This window comes from Paenibacillus sp. 2TAB26, assembly GCF_052115145.1.
Taxonomy (GTDB): Bacteria; Bacillota; Bacilli; order Paenibacillales; family Paenibacillaceae; genus Pristimantibacillus.
In genome coordinates this window covers 160,283-177,472 of record NZ_JBFRGC010000019.1, presented here as the reverse complement: position 1 = coordinate 177,472, position 17,190 = coordinate 160,283, and the positions used below count along the sequence as shown (strand labels likewise).

General features: G+C 45.8%; 21 protein-coding genes. 1 reads left to right on the top strand and 20 read right to left on the bottom strand.

Annotation, left to right across the window (positions count from 1 at the left end; genetic code table 11):
• Positions 1-283: 283 nt before the first annotated feature.
• From AB4Z50_RS22100 to nrdI, 11 genes are all read right to left on the bottom strand, one after another.
• Positions 284-538 carry a DUF2164 domain-containing protein gene (locus tag AB4Z50_RS22100; RefSeq protein ID WP_076270054.1) on the bottom strand — a complete coding sequence of 85 codons (255 nt, stop codon included), beginning with the start codon at positions 536-538 and terminating at the stop codon, positions 284-286.
• A 4-nt stretch (positions 539-542) separates the two neighbouring features.
• Entirely contained in the window at positions 543-1,334 is a 792-nt protein-coding gene (locus AB4Z50_RS22095; RefSeq protein ID WP_441882187.1) for a PhzF family phenazine biosynthesis protein, read from the bottom strand.
• On the bottom strand, positions 1,331-1,813 hold the full coding sequence (locus AB4Z50_RS22090; protein WP_441882184.1) for a hypothetical protein: 483 nt from the start codon (positions 1,811-1,813) through the stop codon (positions 1,331-1,333). Before AB4Z50_RS22090 ends, AB4Z50_RS22095 begins: the two co-directional genes overlap by 4 nt.
• Positions 1,814-1,940: 127 nt before the next feature.
• Entirely contained in the window at positions 1,941-2,393 is a 453-nt protein-coding gene (locus tag AB4Z50_RS22085) for a GyrI-like domain-containing protein (protein ID WP_441882181.1), read from the bottom strand.
• A gap of 134 nt (positions 2,394-2,527) precedes the next feature.
• On the bottom strand, positions 2,528-3,436 hold the full coding sequence (hprK, locus tag AB4Z50_RS22080; RefSeq protein ID WP_076270057.1) for an HPr(Ser) kinase/phosphatase: 909 nt from the start codon (positions 3,434-3,436) through the stop codon (positions 2,528-2,530).
• A 42-nt stretch (positions 3,437-3,478) separates the two neighbouring features.
• Positions 3,479-4,261, bottom strand: a complete 783-nt coding sequence (locus tag AB4Z50_RS22075; protein WP_076270058.1) for an ABC transporter permease — start codon at positions 4,259-4,261, stop codon at positions 3,479-3,481.
• A 5-nt stretch (positions 4,262-4,266) separates the two neighbouring features.
• Positions 4,267-5,070 (bottom strand): ABC transporter permease, encoded by an 804-nt coding sequence (locus tag AB4Z50_RS22070; protein ID WP_339208552.1) that lies wholly within the window; start codon positions 5,068-5,070, stop codon positions 4,267-4,269.
• On the bottom strand, positions 5,070-6,047 hold the full coding sequence (locus AB4Z50_RS22065) for an ABC transporter ATP-binding protein (RefSeq protein ID WP_441882176.1): 978 nt from the start codon (positions 6,045-6,047) through the stop codon (positions 5,070-5,072). The genes AB4Z50_RS22070 and AB4Z50_RS22065 overlap by 1 nt, the downstream gene beginning before the upstream one ends.
• Before the next feature lie 157 nt (positions 6,048-6,204).
• A complete protein-coding gene (gene nrdF, locus AB4Z50_RS22060) occupies positions 6,205-7,161 on the bottom strand; it encodes a class 1b ribonucleoside-diphosphate reductase subunit beta (RefSeq protein ID WP_076270061.1) in 957 nt (318 codons plus the stop codon).
• Positions 7,162-7,303: 142 nt separating this feature from the next.
• Positions 7,304-9,388 carry a class 1b ribonucleoside-diphosphate reductase subunit alpha gene (gene nrdE, locus AB4Z50_RS22055; RefSeq protein ID WP_441882173.1) on the bottom strand — a complete coding sequence of 695 codons (2,085 nt, stop codon included), beginning with the start codon at positions 9,386-9,388 and terminating at the stop codon, positions 7,304-7,306.
• Positions 9,375-9,734 carry a class Ib ribonucleoside-diphosphate reductase assembly flavoprotein NrdI gene (nrdI, locus tag AB4Z50_RS22050; RefSeq protein WP_076270063.1) on the bottom strand — a complete coding sequence of 120 codons (360 nt, stop codon included), beginning with the start codon at positions 9,732-9,734 and terminating at the stop codon, positions 9,375-9,377. Before nrdI ends, nrdE begins: the two co-directional genes overlap by 14 nt.
• Before the next feature lie 265 nt (positions 9,735-9,999).
• Between nrdI and AB4Z50_RS22045 the strand changes: the two genes are divergently transcribed.
• A complete protein-coding gene (locus tag AB4Z50_RS22045; protein WP_441882170.1) occupies positions 10,000-10,233 on the top strand; it encodes a hypothetical protein in 234 nt (77 codons plus the stop codon).
• A gap of 706 nt (positions 10,234-10,939) precedes the next feature.
• On the opposite strand, the gene AB4Z50_RS22040 is transcribed toward AB4Z50_RS22045, so the two are convergent.
• The 9 genes from AB4Z50_RS22040 to AB4Z50_RS22000 all read right to left on the bottom strand — a co-directional run bounded on the left by AB4Z50_RS22040 (position 10,940) and on the right by AB4Z50_RS22000 (position 17,184).
• Positions 10,940-11,707, bottom strand: a complete 768-nt coding sequence (locus tag AB4Z50_RS22040; protein ID WP_076270065.1) for a class I SAM-dependent DNA methyltransferase — start codon at positions 11,705-11,707, stop codon at positions 10,940-10,942.
• Entirely contained in the window at positions 11,704-12,660 is a 957-nt protein-coding gene (locus AB4Z50_RS22035) for a CvfB family protein (protein WP_339208547.1), read from the bottom strand. The genes AB4Z50_RS22040 and AB4Z50_RS22035 overlap by 4 nt, the downstream gene beginning before the upstream one ends.
• Entirely contained in the window at positions 12,657-13,004 is a 348-nt protein-coding gene (gene rsfS / locus AB4Z50_RS22030) for a ribosome silencing factor (protein ID WP_054027809.1), read from the bottom strand. The genes AB4Z50_RS22035 and rsfS overlap by 4 nt, the downstream gene beginning before the upstream one ends.
• Positions 13,005-13,025: 21 nt before the next feature.
• On the bottom strand, positions 13,026-13,580 hold the full coding sequence (gene yqeK, locus AB4Z50_RS22025; RefSeq protein ID WP_441882165.1) for a bis(5'-nucleosyl)-tetraphosphatase (symmetrical) YqeK: 555 nt from the start codon (positions 13,578-13,580) through the stop codon (positions 13,026-13,028).
• Positions 13,570-14,160: a nicotinate-nucleotide adenylyltransferase gene (gene nadD / locus AB4Z50_RS22020; RefSeq protein WP_441882162.1), complete on the bottom strand. Its 591-nt coding sequence runs from the start codon at positions 14,158-14,160 to the stop codon at positions 13,570-13,572. Before nadD ends, yqeK begins: the two co-directional genes overlap by 11 nt.
• Before the next feature lie 110 nt (positions 14,161-14,270).
• Positions 14,271-14,576: a ribosome assembly RNA-binding protein YhbY gene (yhbY, locus tag AB4Z50_RS22015; protein WP_076270069.1), complete on the bottom strand. Its 306-nt coding sequence runs from the start codon at positions 14,574-14,576 to the stop codon at positions 14,271-14,273.
• 60 nt (positions 14,577-14,636) lie between these two features.
• Positions 14,637-15,497 carry a shikimate dehydrogenase gene (gene aroE, locus AB4Z50_RS22010; RefSeq protein ID WP_441882214.1) on the bottom strand — a complete coding sequence of 287 codons (861 nt, stop codon included), beginning with the start codon at positions 15,495-15,497 and terminating at the stop codon, positions 14,637-14,639.
• A 38-nt stretch (positions 15,498-15,535) separates the two neighbouring features.
• Positions 15,536-16,660 (bottom strand): ribosome biogenesis GTPase YqeH, encoded by a 1,125-nt coding sequence (gene yqeH, locus AB4Z50_RS22005; RefSeq protein ID WP_076270070.1) that lies wholly within the window; start codon positions 16,658-16,660, stop codon positions 15,536-15,538.
• Entirely contained in the window at positions 16,660-17,184 is a 525-nt protein-coding gene (locus AB4Z50_RS22000) for a YqeG family HAD IIIA-type phosphatase (protein WP_076270071.1), read from the bottom strand. Before AB4Z50_RS22000 ends, yqeH begins: the two co-directional genes overlap by 1 nt.
• Between the last annotated feature and the right edge of the window lie 6 nt (positions 17,185-17,190).

Below are 17,190 nucleotides of genomic sequence, written 5' to 3'. Positions count from 1 at the left end.
ATTCAATGGCTTTCATTTTTGTTTCCACTGGGTAACTTACTCTTGTTGCCAACGTAAAAACACCTCCAAGGTTGTCTCCATATCTTACGACATGGTTGCATTTTCTTGAAGGTGTTTTAATTTGTCTCACGCTAAGGGGTCAGTCCCTTTAGCCTTGATGGTCAGTGCCTTTTTTTTGTTTGCTTCTGAGAAAAGCGTAAGTACTCAATATTCGTCATATGCTTACAATTTTCAATAGCTGTCCTGCCTTCTCGCTGTACCTAACAGCTGCCAAGCCCTATCGTTATCGCTTTGCCGCAGTTGGCTTCTCTAATGAATAAAGCTCGTCTTCCAGTGTTTGCATCCGCTCAAGCACCGTTTGGCGAGCATCTTTAATCGCATGATTATAAACATGCGGCCCAACCGCTTGTATCATAAAATCAAGCAGCTGCTCCGCCGCAATCGATCCCAGCGTCTCCGAACGCTCCAGCTCGAAATACTGCTGAATGCTAGCAATCAACTGCTCCTTCTGCTCTTTTGGCAGCTTCAACATTAACATATTATTAACCCTCCAATTGTCCTCTCAGAATGGTCACTGCTTGTCCTTGCAAATACACTCGCTCGCCTTCCGGTCTTACCTTCACAATCCCTCCGCGCTCCGATGCCTGATAGCCAGTTAACTCCTGCTTGCGGAGCCTCTTTGCCCAATATGGCGCGAGCGCGCAGTGGGCCGAACCCGTTACGGGGTCTTCATCGATCCCTGTACCAGGAAAAAAAGCCCGAGATACAAAGTCATACGCAGCATCTGTTGAACGGCTTGTAACGATAATTCCGCGGGCGCTCAGACGGGCAAGCATCCCAAAGTCAGGCCGCAGCGTCCGCAGTGTATCCTCACTGTCTACCTCAACAAAGTAGTCCATTCGATTGCGGCCAACATATCTCGGAATGAGACCCAGACCCTGAATGAGCTCCTCAGGTGCAACAGCTGCTTCCGGCGGCTCGGAAGGGAAATTCATCTCCATCCAGTCCCCTTTATGCACAGCGGTCAATAACCCGCTTTTCGTCATAAATCGTGCCGTTTCGTGCTGTGGCAGTCTTCCTGTTTCCCATAATATATGTGCTGTAGCAAGTGTAGCATGTCCACATAAATCAATCTCAGCAATCGGTGTGAACCATCTTAACTCATAATGCTCTGCTCCCTGCTCAATAAATGCCGTCTCTGAGAGATTCATTTCCGCTGCCACCTGCTGCATCCAGCGTTCTGACTGAGGCTCGTCTACAATGCAAACGGCGGCAGGATTGCCTTTGAATTTTTCATTCGTAAATGCATCTACAATATATAACGGATAATTCATTTTTCCAACATTCCTTTCTTAATCCATGTCACGCCAAACAACGATAGTACAGCGCCATATAAGAGATGACCAAGCAACCACCAAATCAGAGCTTGTACATCGCTAGTCGCTGGAGTACGCTCTGAGAGCTGTGTAAGTGGAATCCACGTACAGCATGCGACTGCTATACTCATGCCAAGGCTTAGTCCTATCGGAGCTCTCCAAAGCGACAACAGGGATAAATAAATAATACCGAGTGGAAGCGCAACAACCATATGAAGGATGAATTCAAGCGTCTCCGTTCGTTTATAAGGCAGCCATTCTATGAAATCAATATTAAGAAGCAATACATATACCGCTGATCCGGTAAGGTGCTCAAGCAGCTTCATCGTAAAGCCTAACACGATTCCACTCACAGCACCAGCCGCAATACCAGCAATAACTAGCTTGCTGACATACTGCCGAAACGAGCGCTTATTCCCATCTCTCATAGCTGACATTTGAAATCCTCTTCTCTGAATCTGTTTCAATCACAAATAAAAAAGTGCTTGCTGTCACAAAATGATCCGGCTCGAATGTTATCCATTCCATACTCCGATTCGTTTGTGTGCAAGCACTTCATATAGGTTATCCTTTGAGCGGAATAAGCAGCTCTACCGGCTCTTCCTCCAAATGATGCTCGTCAATATAAAACAACTCCAGCGATACGGCGTTTTCTTGCTTCTCTAGCCGCAACTCATTTATCCAAGCATGAAGCTGCTCGTACCCTTCGCCGATTCTTTTATTGGAGCAAGCGACCATCGCATAACGATGTTCAGGAATCGTGAATTGTACCATACCAGGAGGCAATTCCTCCAGATGCTGGACTTCATAACAAGCCCAGTAGGTAGCAAACACTTCATTGCCGAAGTACGGACTGTACAATACGGTCGATTTTATTGCATCATTCAACTCGTGCTTGCGTGTCAAAAACTCGGTCTGCAGCCGAATCGCTTCATCCGGAAAGGATGAATATGGACCGCAGTAGCTGATACCCGCCAAATGAAGCGCAGGTTTTGTTACGATTGAGCAGTTTTCCACGCGATTTCCTCCTTCGAATCTGTCAGGACTTGTGCGCTAGGATGAGCTTTCTCTGCCCATAGTGTAACATGATTTGCAAGTATTTGGATAGTCGTTTGCATGTTAATCCTTTATCGGGATTATTAACAAAGCCGCTATCCTTGCTCCAGCCGTTTCATAAATTCTTCTACCGCACTATAGCCTTGCTGCTTTAAGTACCAATTATTCGCGGCTGCCTCAATTAAACCTGCAACGTCTCTGCCCGGCTGCACTTGGATTTCAATATGAGGAATTTTCACACCCATATAATCTGTAAATTTGGTTTCCAGCTCTAAATCATTATTGAGTTCATTATCACGCCACTTCGTTAATTCAATATCGAGTACAATTCTCGTCTCGTCTTGAAACGCCTGTCTGCCATACAATCTCACAACATTAATAAGACCAATGCTGCGCAGAGCTAGAAACTCCTTTGTTTTCTCATTATGCGTGCCAAGCAGCGTTTGGGAGCTCAGCTTTTTTAGTACAACGATATCATCAGCAACTAACCTAGAGCCCCGTTTGATGAGCGTATGGGCTGTTTCGCTTTTGCCAATGCCTGACTTGCCGCGCAGCAGCACGCCAATGCCAAGCACATTTAAGCAAATCCCATGAATCGATATTTCCGGAGCAAGCGTTTTGAGCAGATAAGCATCCAGCATGCCAAGCAATTGCACCGTTGGAAGCTTCGTTCGCAGCAAAGGAATGCCTTCTTGATCGCAATATTTGGTCAAATATTTTAGACCTTCCTGACCCGCAGTAACTACAAAGCAAGGCGGATGATATTTAACAATATTGCCAATATGATGATTTCGTTCTTCTTCACTTAATGAGTGCAGGTATGTAATTTCCTTCCTGCCCAAAATTTGAACATGCTCCTGTGGGAAAAAATCGTAATATCCAACAAATTCAAGTCCTGGTCGATAGGCTCTTGCTTTAACAATCTGTCGATCGAGCTTATCGGCTCCCGCTAATATTTCTAATGATAATTGCGCTGCTAATTCCCGTACCGCTATTGATTTCATAACATTACGCTCCTTTGCTGTTATCATAAAGTGCTGTTCATATTAAGAGCCTGTCGAGCGATAATGACGAACACCGATGTTCCATACAAGCAGACAAGGCAAAATAAAGAGGATGCCAGCTATTGGCGAAATCATATAGAGCAGTTCATTCCCAGAGGTTCTGTCTAACAAGTAGAGCAAAGGCAAATAATTGACACTTCCGAAAGGGATGACGAACGTAAAAAAACGAGTCACCCATTTCTTATAAATGCTTAACGGGTACTGGGCCATCTCTCGCCCTCCATCCGTAAATATATTTGCAATCTCAAGACCTTGAACCGTCCAAAAACACATCGTTGCAGCCAGTATAAAGATACCAGAGAAAACAAAGACACCGCTTAAAATCATAAAAATAAGAGTTATTGTTTTAAGCAATGTCCACTCGATCGTAAGCTCACTTAAAGCCCACGTCAAGATGATTACGCTTTGCAGCAGCCGTCCCACACGTGAAAATTCGAATTTCGAGCCGAGCACCTGAAGCACGGTACTGCGCGGCCGAACCAGTAGACGGTCAAAATCTCCATTAACGACCAACGTAGAGAACGAATCAAAACCGCGTGCAAAACATTCACTAATCGCAAATGACATATGAATAATAGAAAAGCATAACGCTACTTCTTGAAAATTCCAACCCTCAATTTGGCCAAATCGCTCAAACATAAAATATAATCCTGCAAAAACAGAAAATGGCACAAAAAATTGACCTAAGGAGAGCAGCCAAAATGAGGTAAGGTACTGCGTTTGCGACTTAAACATGATCAAAATATATTTACCGAACAATCTCATATGGGTTACCCTCCATTCACAACAACTCTACGTAATGCTTTTGCCATTGCCAGCCTGCCTAAGCCCACTAGTACAACAAACCAAACCAGTTGAACACCGATGCCGATGAGCGCTTCTTCCTTAGCAATATGTCCCGAGTAAACCCGAAATGGGAAATCCGCTGTCCATCGAAACGGCAGCACATATACAATATTTTGCAGCCATGAGGGCATAAGAGGCACGGGTATAACCATTCCCGCCAGAAATTCGCCGATCACACCAAACATAAGCAGCGAGCCAGCCGGTGAAAGCGTAACGAACACGGATATGTACATCAACATAGAAAGGGCAACAATCATAAGCAGTCCAAGCAATAATGCAACGATAAACAAAACAAAGGCTGCTGGATCTTCTGGCAGCGGCATCCGGTAAGGCTCTGGCAGAAAAAAAGCTACTATCAAAACAGGGATACTTTTTAGAATGGCACTCGAGAGCCGCTGTGCAATAAGCTTGGCATACCATAATCCGTATATGCCGCTAGGTCTGCAAAGCTCATAAGCAATATTGCCTGTCGTTATAAGTCCGAATAACTCATTGTCACGGAACCACAACATAACGAACGAAAGAAAAGCCTGCTGCAGCCATACATATGTGATAAGCTGCTTCAATGAAATTGGAGGCGGAGTCGTTGTCCCGCTATAAAACGCCTCAAACACCATAATGATAATGAAACCCCAAAAAAATTGAGTCGCAACTCCCGCCAGCGCTGCGGTACGGTATTGCAATCCGTATGTGAGACGCAGCTTAAATACCGAAATATACGCTTTCATTATATTTGATGCTCCTTATACAGCTGAACGATCATATCTTCAATAGGCAAGGTATCAATCGTGACATCGAGAAGCTCCACCTGCTCAGACAGACGGATGAGCACATCGCTTATGACAACCTGAGCTGTATTGACGCTTAGCACAGCTCGCTCAGGTGACCATTCTTCAACGACAGCACCAGCAATCTCAAGCGGCTCAGCCCGGTGGCTGTATACGACGGTTATCGTTTTTTGTGTTCCGAACTGGCTGCGTATCGCACTTAGGCTGCCATCATAAAGCAGCTTTCCTTTGCCAATAAGAATAATCCGGTTCGCCAGCGCTTCAATATCATTCATGTCATGCGTGGTCAAAATGATCGTAACGCCCTTCTCTTCATTTATCGTCTTAATGAAGCGGCGCACAGCGATTTTGGATACGGCATCGAGGCCAATTGTGGGCTCATCCAGAAATAGTACACTTGGGCTGTGCAGCAGGGAAGCCGCAATTTCGCAGCGCATCCTTTGTCCAAGACTAAGCTGTCTTACTGGCATCTGAATAATTTCCTGCAGCTCAAGTGTTTCTGTAAGCAATGCTAATGTGCTTTGATACTCCTGCTCTGGCACCTTATAAATATCCCGCAGCAGATCGAAGGAATCGATGACTGGCACGTCCCACCACAACTGAGAACGCTGACCGAAAACAACACCAATATGCTTCACATACGCGACCCGATCCTTCCACGGCGTATAACCCATGACCGTACATGTACCGCTGTCTGGCACAAGAATGCCGCTCATCACTTTAATGGTCGTTGACTTGCCCGCCCCGTTAGGTCCGATGTACCCTACAATTTCACCCGGCTCAATCGTGAAAGAAATATCGTTAAGCGCTTCCACAACTTTGTATTCCCTTTTGAATAATGCCTTTACTGCTTGCTTAACGCCTGAAGAGCGTTTAGCAACCTGATACGATTTACTTATCCCATGAACTGTAATCACTATTTTTTACCTCCGCGCAAGTTTTGAGAGGGAAATACTAACATCGAAAGAATAATGTGTCAATTGTTTCCTCAATAAAAAAATCAAAAATCGCTCTTTTTCTGCCTAAAAGGCTGAATAAAGAGCGACTCGTATGTTGAATTTAAATTAAGTTTTATTAGAAGTTGAAAACAAAATCGTCATCATTAAGCGGCTCAACGTGAATTGTACGTACGTAGCCATTACCTTTTTTGGAGAAGAAATCATGCTGCTTCGTATGCGTACTGATACCATTGAACACGATTGGGTTTACCGCTTCCTCAGGGAAATGCGGCTCCATACCAAGATTCATAAGCGCTTTGTTCGCATTGTAGCGGACGTATACATTTACTTCCTCAGCAAGGCCAAGCGGCGCATAAAGATGCTCTGTATACACAATCTCATTCTCGTACAGCTCGTTAAGCAATGCATAAATTTCGATTTCCAGCTGTGCTTGCTCCTCAGGGCTAAACGTTTGGAACAGCTCTTGTGCTAGAACGCCAACGTACAAGCCATGGATGCTCTCGTCACGCAAAATCAAATCGATAATTTCGCCGCTGCTCGTCATTTTACCTTGTCCAGCCAAGTAAAGCGGATAGAAGAATCCGCTATAGAACAAGTAGCTCTCCAGGAATACAGAAGCAGCCATCGCTTTGTAAAGCTCTTTCGGGCCAGTGATGTTCGAATACCAAGAAGAAATCAAGTTTGCTTTCTTCTGAAGCTGTTCGTTCTGCTCTACCCACAGGAAAATTTCGTCGATCTCTTCGCCAGAAGCAAGTGTAGTGAAGATGCTGCTGTACGATTTGGCATGGATTTGCTCCATCATCGACATAAATGACAATACTGCTTTGCGCTGCAAGCCATCAACATGCTCCAAAATCTTCGGCATGCCGACGCCGCCTTGAATCGTATCAAGCAAAGTCAGACCGCCGAGCACATTTTTGTACAGCGTGCGCTCCGCGTCCGTCATTTCCATCCAGTCCATTTTATCATCTGATAACGGAATTTCTTCATCCGTCCAAAATTGCATTACATTTTGCTGCCAGAATGTTAACGTGAAATCGTCATCTGGGCGGTTCCAGTTTACTGCTTTCATTTGGTGAGCTCCTTCTTTGCTACGTAAGCGTCATTTAAATAGTACTCAAGCGTAAACGGCTATGCCGTCTTTTAGAGGCATAGCTTTCGTTTCGCGGAGAAATATAAGAAAAGTATATGAAAAACATATACTTTCTTATATTTTAAACTGCGCAGCTCGTGCATTCCTCAACGGAAAGCCGCTTCGTTCTTGTGTAATAAAGCGATTTAAGACCTTTTTGAGCAGCATAAACATAGAAGCGCGCCAGCTCACGAGTCGTCACATTACTGTTAACATGCAGTACAGTCGAAATACCTTGGTCAATATGCTGTCCGATCTCTGCAATAAGATCAATCAGCTTGAACTGATCAATGTTGTAAGCCGATTTGTAGTAGAAGTAATTTTCCTGCGCCAAATAAGGCATTGGATAATAAGTAGTTGAGTTTGCATACGTACGTGTTTCGATATGCTCAACAATCGGCATTACGCTTGAAGTCGCATTTTGGATATACGAAATGCTTTGTGTAGGCGCAATCGCCAGACGATAAGCATGGTACAAGCCGTGTTCTTGGACTTTTACTTTAAGTGCAGCCCAGTCCTCAGGTGATGGAATTTCCATACCGTCGAACAATTCCTTCACGCGGTCTGTTTTTGGACGGTAATCATTTTCCACATAACGAGTGAAGTATGTGCCCTTCGCATACTCCGAACGGTCGAAGTCTTTGAAAGTAATTCCGCGCTCTTTGGCGATTTCCATGCTTTGCTCAATGGAGTAGTAGTTCATCATCATAAAGAATACGCCGGCAAAATCTTTCGCTTCTTCACTTTCGTAAGCGATTTTGTTTTTGGCAAGGTATCCATTCAGATTCATTGCGCCAAGTCCTACGGAGTGAAGCTCCTCATTCGCTTTGCGAACGCCTGGTGCATTGTCGATATTAGACAAATCACTAACCGTCGTCAAAGCTTCGATACCAACATGTACCGATTCCTTCACCTTTTTGTGCTCCATTACGTTAACAATATTAAGGGAAGCAAGGTTGCAGCTAATATCACGGTTAATGACATCCTCGTAGCCGTAATCCTTAATTTCCGATGTCTCCTGAAGCTGGAATATTTCTGTGCACAGGTTGGACATTTTGATAGAGCCGATATCCTTCAAAGCGTGAACGCTGTTAGCATTCGATTTGTTCATAATATATGGGTAGCCAGATTCTAGTTGAATCGAAGCGATTTTTGTCAACATGTCGCGTGCGTTCATTACTTTTTTCTTCGTTACCAGCTCATTAGCCAGCAGCTCTTCGTACATCTCGTCCATATCCATATCGTCGAGATGCTTGCCGTATGCCTTCTGAACGGAATGTGGACCGAACACGAATAGCGGTTTGTTTTGAGCAGCTAGCTCATAAAATTTATTCGGAATAATTAGGCCGATCGAAAGAGTTTTAATACGTGCTTTTTCGTCTGCGTTAATTTTTTTGCAATCAAGGAATTCGATAATATCCCAGCCGAAAATATTGTAGTAGCCTGCACCAGAACCTTTGCGTTGTCCCATTTGGTCTGCGTAGGAGAAAGCATCCTCCATAAGCTTCAGCACCGGCATAATGCCTTTTGCTGCGCCCTCTACGCCTTTAATAGGCTCACCGCGTCCACGAAGCTTCGATAGGTTGACGGCTACGCCACCACCGATTTTGGAGAGCTGCATACATGTGCCGAGTACATAGTTGATGGAGTTAAGAGAGTCGTCCATTTCTAGCAGGAAGCAGGAAACCATTTCTCCGCGGCGGCTCTTGCCTGCGTTGAGGAAGGTAGGGGTAGCTGGCTGCAAACGTTGGTCAATCATCGCTTCCGCAATTCGAAGTGCTCTAGCTGCATCGCCTTCGCCCAAATGCAAGGCAACGATAGCTACACGATCGGAATATTGTTCCAAGTATTGCGATTTGTTGTTGGTCTTCATCGCGTAGTCCTTATAGAACTTCGATGCTGCCATGTAGGATTGGAATACAAAGCCGCTGTTTGCCGTTAGTGTAAATACAGCTTCAACCTGCTCATATGTATACTTTTCGTATACATTATCGTAATAATCGTTTTCGATTAAGTATTCTAGCTTATGTTTGAGGGAGTCGAACTTCACGCTCTTCTCAGCCACTTCTTCCATAAATGCAGCGACAGCCTCTTTATCTTTATCAAGCTGGTAAAATCCGTCTGCACCGCGCTGCATCAATTCGTTATTCAATTCAATATGCTTCAATGGTTCGCACCCTTTCGACAAAATGTTGCGTATCTTGATTCGTACCTGACAATTCAAACTTCAAAATCACTGGAACATCGTACATTTGTGAGATCGTATCCGCGCTTTTTGCGAACCCGGTTCCCCAGTTGCGGTTGCCGCTCGCAGAAACGCCGCGGAGCATGCCAGAGTTGCTTTCTAGAAACGAAGTTACCTTCTCTGGAACTTGGCCGAACCCTGTTGTGTATGTTACTAGCACGAACGGCTCGTCAACTTCTTCCCTCTCATCAATCGGCACCGCCCGCATATTCAATTTTTTGATGAAACGCTTGACGTTGCCTGTTTTGGAATCATAGACGACTAGCATAACACGTTCGCTCCCTTACTGTAATCAAGCAATTAAAAAGCGCTTCTGACTAGCAATTCCGTCAGCTGCGCTTGTTCAAGATATACCGCTGGTAATCGTTGAAGGCACCAATCCACATCAATATGTAGTTGATGTTTTTGATTCTACATCAATATATAGGAGTAGTCAATGAAAATTATGGAGAAAATATTAATCTATTTTTTTGGCGCACTCGACTATTTTAACAGATGAGGATATGATGTGATAGTGACATTTTATTGCTATTTTGGGGGTCCTGAAAATCGTAAACACAACTGCAGAACAAATAAGAGCATTGCTAGAAAAACTGTTCAAAGATGCCGGATATACAGTGCCGGAGCTGCTTGAATACATCGAAAAACTTGAAAAAGATCAAGATCTAATGGCCGAAACAATCAAGAAAATGAAGCTTGAATCGATACGAAAAGCATCTGCTTCCACAGGCATGAACAGCCGATTAAAAGATGCGCTTCGGGAATAATCGGATATACGAGTCACAAGATCTAGATATATACAAGCGAATAATTCAAGAAATCGATAGCACTTCTCGTTCACCAAAACGCTGTTGATAAAATTTTACAATCAGAACACTTTTCATCAAACTTCGACACTCACACTAGATATAGATGTCGATTGCAATGTTTCTACTTCGACATTGCAATCGACATCTATACAGACCAACTCATACTTCGATCCTACTCTTTAAGCACATATGTGTGCTTAACCACCACAAACCAGGKTTGCTTTTCCTCTATAAGCGCATATGTGTTCTTACAGCGAACTTTCGAGCATACTCTCACCACGATCCCACTCTGTAAGCACGTATGTGTTCTTACAGACCACAAACCAGAGTTACTTTTCCCCTATAAGCGCATATTTGTTCTTACAGCGAACTTTCGAGCGTGATCTCACGACGATTCCACTCATTAAGCACATATGTGTGCTTAACCACCACAAACCAGGKTTGCTTTTCCTCTATAAGCGCATATGTGTTCTTACAGCGAACTTTCGAGCGTACTCTCATGACGATTCCACTCTATAAGCACGTATAGGTACTAACGCACCACAGTCTCCTATTGTCGTCTCTTATATAGCGACGTTTTCTGCGAATAGCCGGACAAATCAAAAAAGGGTTTCCCATAAAGTCTAGTTAGACTCTATGAGACACCCATCTCTAGTGGATCATATTATTTGATTGCTGCGAAGAACAAACGCTCTGACTCGCTGTCAGCTGGCTTCAGCTCAAAATCTGCGTAACGGTCAACCGTTTTAAAGCCCGCACGGTACAGAGCTGACTCGATCCAGTCTGGATCGTAAGCGCGCTGCACATGTGATTCTTCAAACCGATAAAACTTTGAATCGCGGTCACGCGAGAATATCGTTAGGTTATGCTCAATCTCGCAGCGCTCCTCTTCAAAGTCGCATGTCCATATATAGGCTACATCACGCTCATCAAGCACAAAGGGCTGTTCTTCCGCATAACGAATGAGCTGCTTTGGCGGATGCATATCGAATAAAAAGGAACCGCCGCTGCGAAGGCCAGCATAGGTAGCGCGGAAAGCCGCCTCAATATCCTCTTCCTCCGTCAAGTAGTTCAAGCAATCACAAAACGAAATGACCGCATCAACGGGCTCTTGCAGCTCCCATTCACGCATGTCCTGTTGCAGCCACCGAATCGAACCGGAGCGCGGTCTCGTAACAGCCTGAGGCGTCTCATCCCACTTGCTGCGCGCAACGGTAAGCATGTCCGATGACAAATCAATTCCATACACATGGAAACCCGAGCGTGCTAACGGAATCGAGATGCTCCCTGTACCGCAACCAAGATCTACGACAGTAGCAGGCATGCCATAGCGCGACCAGCCGGCCCTTGCGAAGCCCAGCCATTCTGCATAGGGCATATCCTCCATCAGCTGATCATAGACAGTAGCGAACTGTCCATAAGAGCGTGTCATTGCCCGTCAGCTCCTTCAGCTGAGGAGCCTGAAGCGTTCGCTTGCTCTCCTGCTTGCTCCGTCGTCGCATCAGACGGTTCAGCCAAATAAGTCCAGCTGCCTTTCTGAGTGACAAGCCTTTCTCTCATCAGCTTGCCTAAAGCGCGTTTGAAGGCACCTTTGCTAATCCCGAATTTTTGTTTAATAATGTCGGCATCCGTCTGATCAGAGTAAGGCATTCCACCGCCTGGTCGTTCTTTAATGAAGGCAAGCAGTCGATCAGCATCCTCCAAACGTCCTACTTCCTTACGCTGCGCCATGGAGAGGTTAGCTCTGCCATCCTCACGAATGAAAGTAACACGAGCGCTTACACGCTCACCAAGTCTAAGCGGACGGATTCGTTCTGCGCTTGGAATAAGCCCATAAACGCCAAACCCTACAACGCCGCCATCAATCATGACGAACGAGCCGAGCTGCAGCGTTTTTGTTACCCAGCCTTCAACCCATTGATTATTCCAGCTCTCAGGTGCATGGAAGACAAGCTCCGAGAGTTCCTCTTCAAAAGCAATTTTCGCTACGAGTCTTCCTATTTTGTCATGCTTCATCACAACAAATACTTCATCGCCAGGAAGAGGCCTGTACTCAATGCTCTCCGGCAGCTCCGAAAGCGGAAGCAGCAGTTGTCTGCCAAGCCCCATTTCTAGGAAGCAGCCAAGCCTTGGATGAACGTCCGCTACTTTCAGGCGAGCAAGCTCACCTAGCTGGAGAAGCGGCTTCTTCATCGTAGCAGCCAATCGATCCTCGGAATCGTAAAAAATGAATACTTCCACTGCATCGCCGATTTTTGGCTTAGAGCCTACAAGCTCGGTATAATGCATGAGCACATCCGATTCTTCATCGCTCAAAAAATAGCCGTAGGGCGACACCTCGCGTGCCACCCTTAAAGTCAAAGTTGTTCCGGCTACAAAACTCATGCAAACTCCACAACCTTCGCATCGGACCATAGCCGCTCAATGTTGTAATATTCACGCTCATCGCGATGGAATACGTGAACGATAACGTCGCCGAGGTCAATCAGCACCCATCTTGCCGAATCCATACCTTCGATTCCGCGCACGCGATTGCCATTTTTCTCAGCTTGTTTCCGAATTTCGGTTGCGATAGCTTGTACTTGTGTATCCGAGTTACCGCTGCAAATGACGAAGTAATCCGCCACCAAGGAAATTTCTTTTAAGTTCAAAGCAACAACGCGCACCGCTTTTTTGTCTTCTGCTGCTGCGACTGTGATTTGAAGCAATTGATCCGAATGTAACGCCATAGCTCAGCCTCCTGTTAAATATTATTCTAATAAACTATTTCTTGCTTCTATTGTTAGCGGAAATATTCGTTTTCCTTTTTCTAATAAGAAGGAAATTGTAGAGTTAAAGCCAGCAAGCAATGCTTGATCCAATGAATGCTCGCTAAGCTCGCGAATTTTGTCTACTCCTGGAAACTCTCGCCCTGGTTCCATATAATCGGCAAGGCAAACAATTTTCTCAAGTTTCGACATACCGCGGCGACCTGATGTATGGTAGCGAATAGCGTCCAGCACTTCGGTGTCCGCCACACCAAATTCATGTTCGGCTACCCACGCCCCAACGGGTGCATGCCATAATTCTTTATCATAAAGTAAAAGCTCTGCTGGCAATGCTTGATCGCGAATGACCTTCTGCATACGATCGACATTCCAGTACTTAGAAACATCATGCAAAATGGCAGCAAGCTCAGCTCTTACAGCATCTTCGCCAAACCTGCCAGCTAATATGACTGCGGTCTCCATGACTCCCTGTGTATGCAGCCATCTTCGCTCAGGCATTTCCGCTCTTACTTTTTCGATCATTTGCTCACGATTCATACAGGTTGTACCTCCTCATGTAGCTATTCACCGAATCAGGCACTAAGTATTGAACAGACTGCCCAGCTTTCACCTTGCTCCTAATCGCTGTTGAAGAAATCGCAATGGCAGGCATTTGAACCAAGCTGACCTGCTCCTGCAAAAAAAACGGCAGTGCGGAAATATCGACCGGATTGCCTGGACGCTCTAATCCAATAAATGATATTCGAGCAGCTAGCTGCTCGATTTCATGCCACTTCGGCAGGTCGTTGATGCGATCTGAACCGATAATATAGGAAAAAGAATGGTTCGGATAACGTCCCTGCAGCTCTACGATCGTATCGTAGGAATAGCTCACACCACCACGCTGCAATTCAATATCAAGCGCTCGAAAGGCCTTGTTGCTCTCGATAGCATCGCATACCATTTCGTAGCGCCGCTCTCCGCTAACGCCTGGCTCATTCGCCTTGAGCGGTGGTCCGTATGACGGGATAAACCACACCTCGTCCAAGCCGCTCTGCTCTCGTGCGGTTTCTGCAGCAATCAAATGACCGATATGGATGGGATCGAAGGTGCCGCCCATAATTCCTATCTTACTCACTTGTTGAACGCCTCCCTATCAAGCAAAGTCGAAGCGTTAACAGCTATCGTGTCTTCTAGTATGCCCTTTATGACAAAAAGCTGCATTCGCCGCGCAAGTCTCGGTCCATATTATTTGCGAGCAGCTGTAGGAAGCTCGATTTGTTTGTTGTCCTTGGATTCTTTGTATAGAACGATCGTTTTGCCGATCACTTGTACAAGTTCCGCGCCCGCTGATTTAGCAACTTCAACGCCGATTTCCTTAGGATCGTCTAGACAGTTGTTAAGAACAGAAACTTTGATAAGCTCGCGCGACTCAATCGCCTCCTCGATATGACGAACGAGGTGATCGTTAGTGCCGCCCTTTCCGACTTGGAAAATCGGTGTCAAATGATGAGCTAGTGCTCTTAAATATCGTTTTTGTTTACCTGTAAGCATAATAAGTGTTCCTTCTTTCATCTCAATAATTCGTCTGTTTGATTGCTTCAATAAATAAGTTTAGCCTTGCAATGAAGCAAGTACCGTTTCGCGCATCGCTGTGACGGGTGCTGGCTGGCCTGTCCAATATTCAAAGGCATATGCTCCTTGATAAATAAACATGCCAAGCCCGCCATGAATACGGCAGCCGCGCAGCTCTGCCTGCTGCAAAAATTTCGTTTTCAAAGGATTGTATATTAAATCACTTGYAACCGCGCCCAGCTTCAGCCAGCTTGCATCAACTGGCGTCTCCTCCGTATGAGGGAACATGCCTACTGATGTCGTGTTAATCACGATATCGGCTTGCTCGCATGCGGTTTGCAGCTCATCATTCGAAATCGCTTCAATATCTACTTTATTTTGCAATGAATCTGCAAGCTCTTTTGCCCGGTCTACGGAACGGTTGGCCACCGTAATTCGCGCAGGATTCTCGCTTGCTAGAGCATAAATGATGCCGCGGGCTGCGCCGCCCGCGCCGATAACGACGATTCGTTTGCCGGCAAGCTCACGCTCCGCTTCTTCCTTCAACGAACGCACATAACCAATGCCATCGGTGTTATATCCGATTAGACGGCCAGCGTCGTTGACAATCGTGTTAACCGCGCCAATCGCCTGCGCGCTTGTATCGATCTCATCAAGCACGGACATAATGTCCAGCTTATGGGGGATCGTAACATTGACACCGCGAATGCCCATTGCACGAACACCAGCGGCAAAATCTCCGATACGATCGCTCGTAACATGAAAAGCAGTGTATACACCGTTAATTCCCGTTTCCCAGAAGGCACGGTTCATCATAATAGGTGATTTCGAATGCCTTATCGGATCGCCGATGACGCCGAACAAAAGCGTATTGCTGTCAATCTGGTTTCCTGCGCCCATAGTCGTCACAGTGAATTCCCCTTCCAAGTGACATGTGTTTAGATCATCGAGTCGCGAAGCATGACCTTAACGCCCTTCGGCGCATAAATGTCAATCACAGCTCCACCAGTACCGTTCACTTGTATCCAGCCAAGACCGGATATAAATACGTCCTTATTCAAGCCGCGCTTAACGCGCAGTGAATGCCTTGTCCAAGCCGGAATCGTTTCTAGTTCTTCAAGCGATGGTCCTCCGAGCAATTGCCCACGGTGATCTGCATACAACTCATCCGCCCGCTCCAGCTTCGTACGATGCATGTTGAGCGCATTTGAAACATAGAACGTAAAGGATTGGCGATCACCCTCAACAAAATCGAATCGAACAAGGCTGCCAATAAACAGCGATTGACCCGAGTTCAATTGATAGACGAGCGGTTTAATTGGCTTGTCCGGCAATAGTGAGCCTAGGAAGCTCCGCGGTACAACCTCTGTCATACGTGTCGTATAGACGATACCTGGGGTATCAATAATCGCTTTCCCATCCTCAAGCGGAATATGAACGGCATCAAGCGTTGTTCCCGGATAACGAGAAGTAGTCAGCTCACGTTCCATGTCACTGTAATCTCGAATTAGACGATTAATCAAGGTTGATTTGCCGACATTCGTCGCGCCAACCACATAGACATCTCGGCCATTCCGGTACTGCTCAAGCGCTTCAATAACCCGCTCGAAGCCCATATTCCGCTTCGCGCTACATAGGACCACATCGACTGTGCGCAGTCCCTCTTCTTTTGCTTGCTTCTGAACCCAATTCCGAAGTCGATTGACGTTCATCGCTTTCGGCAGCAAATCAATTTTGTTCACGACAAGCAGCACTGGATTGTTTCCGACAAAACGCTGCAAGCCCGAAATCAAACTTCCTTCAAAATCGTACAGATCGACAATATGCACAACGAGGCTATCCGTATTTCCGATGCTGCCAAGCAGCTTTAAGAAGTCATCCTGATCAACCGCTACGGATGAAGCTTCATTATAATTGCGAATTCGGAAGCATCGCTGGCAAATAACCGGTTCGCGACCGACAGCCGCCTCCGGCAAATAACCTGGCAAATCAGAACTTTTAATCTGAAGCGCCACTCCACAGCCCGCACATGATCCATATGCCTGACTAAGTTGTTGTTCCATCACTTTGTTTCCCCCTCATACCATAACCCTTTTTTCCTTAAACGCACTAACGCTATTCGTTCAATACGACGATTCACTCGTGTCATTATACCTTCATCAGCAGGAGCGATTGGCGTGACAAGGATGGTGTATAACCCCATACGGTTACCCCCAAGCACATCCGTCAGCATCTGATCTCCGATTACGACGGTTTCCTCAGGTGCAAGGCGGAGTACACTAAGCGCTCTCTTGAACGATTTGCCAGCTGGCTTGCGAGCAGCATGAATATATGGAATATTCAGCGGCGCAGCAAACTTCCCGACGCGTGTCTCGTTGTTATTGGATACGATAACAACCTGAAAGCCCCGAGAACGTACGTAATCAAGCCACTGCACAAGCTCAGGCGTAGCTAACGCCTCCTTGGCACCGACAAGCGTATTATCCAAATCCGTAATGATGCCGCGAACGCCTCTTGCATGCAGCTCATCTAAGTTAATTTCATATACTGTATTGACGCGCATATGCGGCAACAGCCGTTCAAACATAATGGA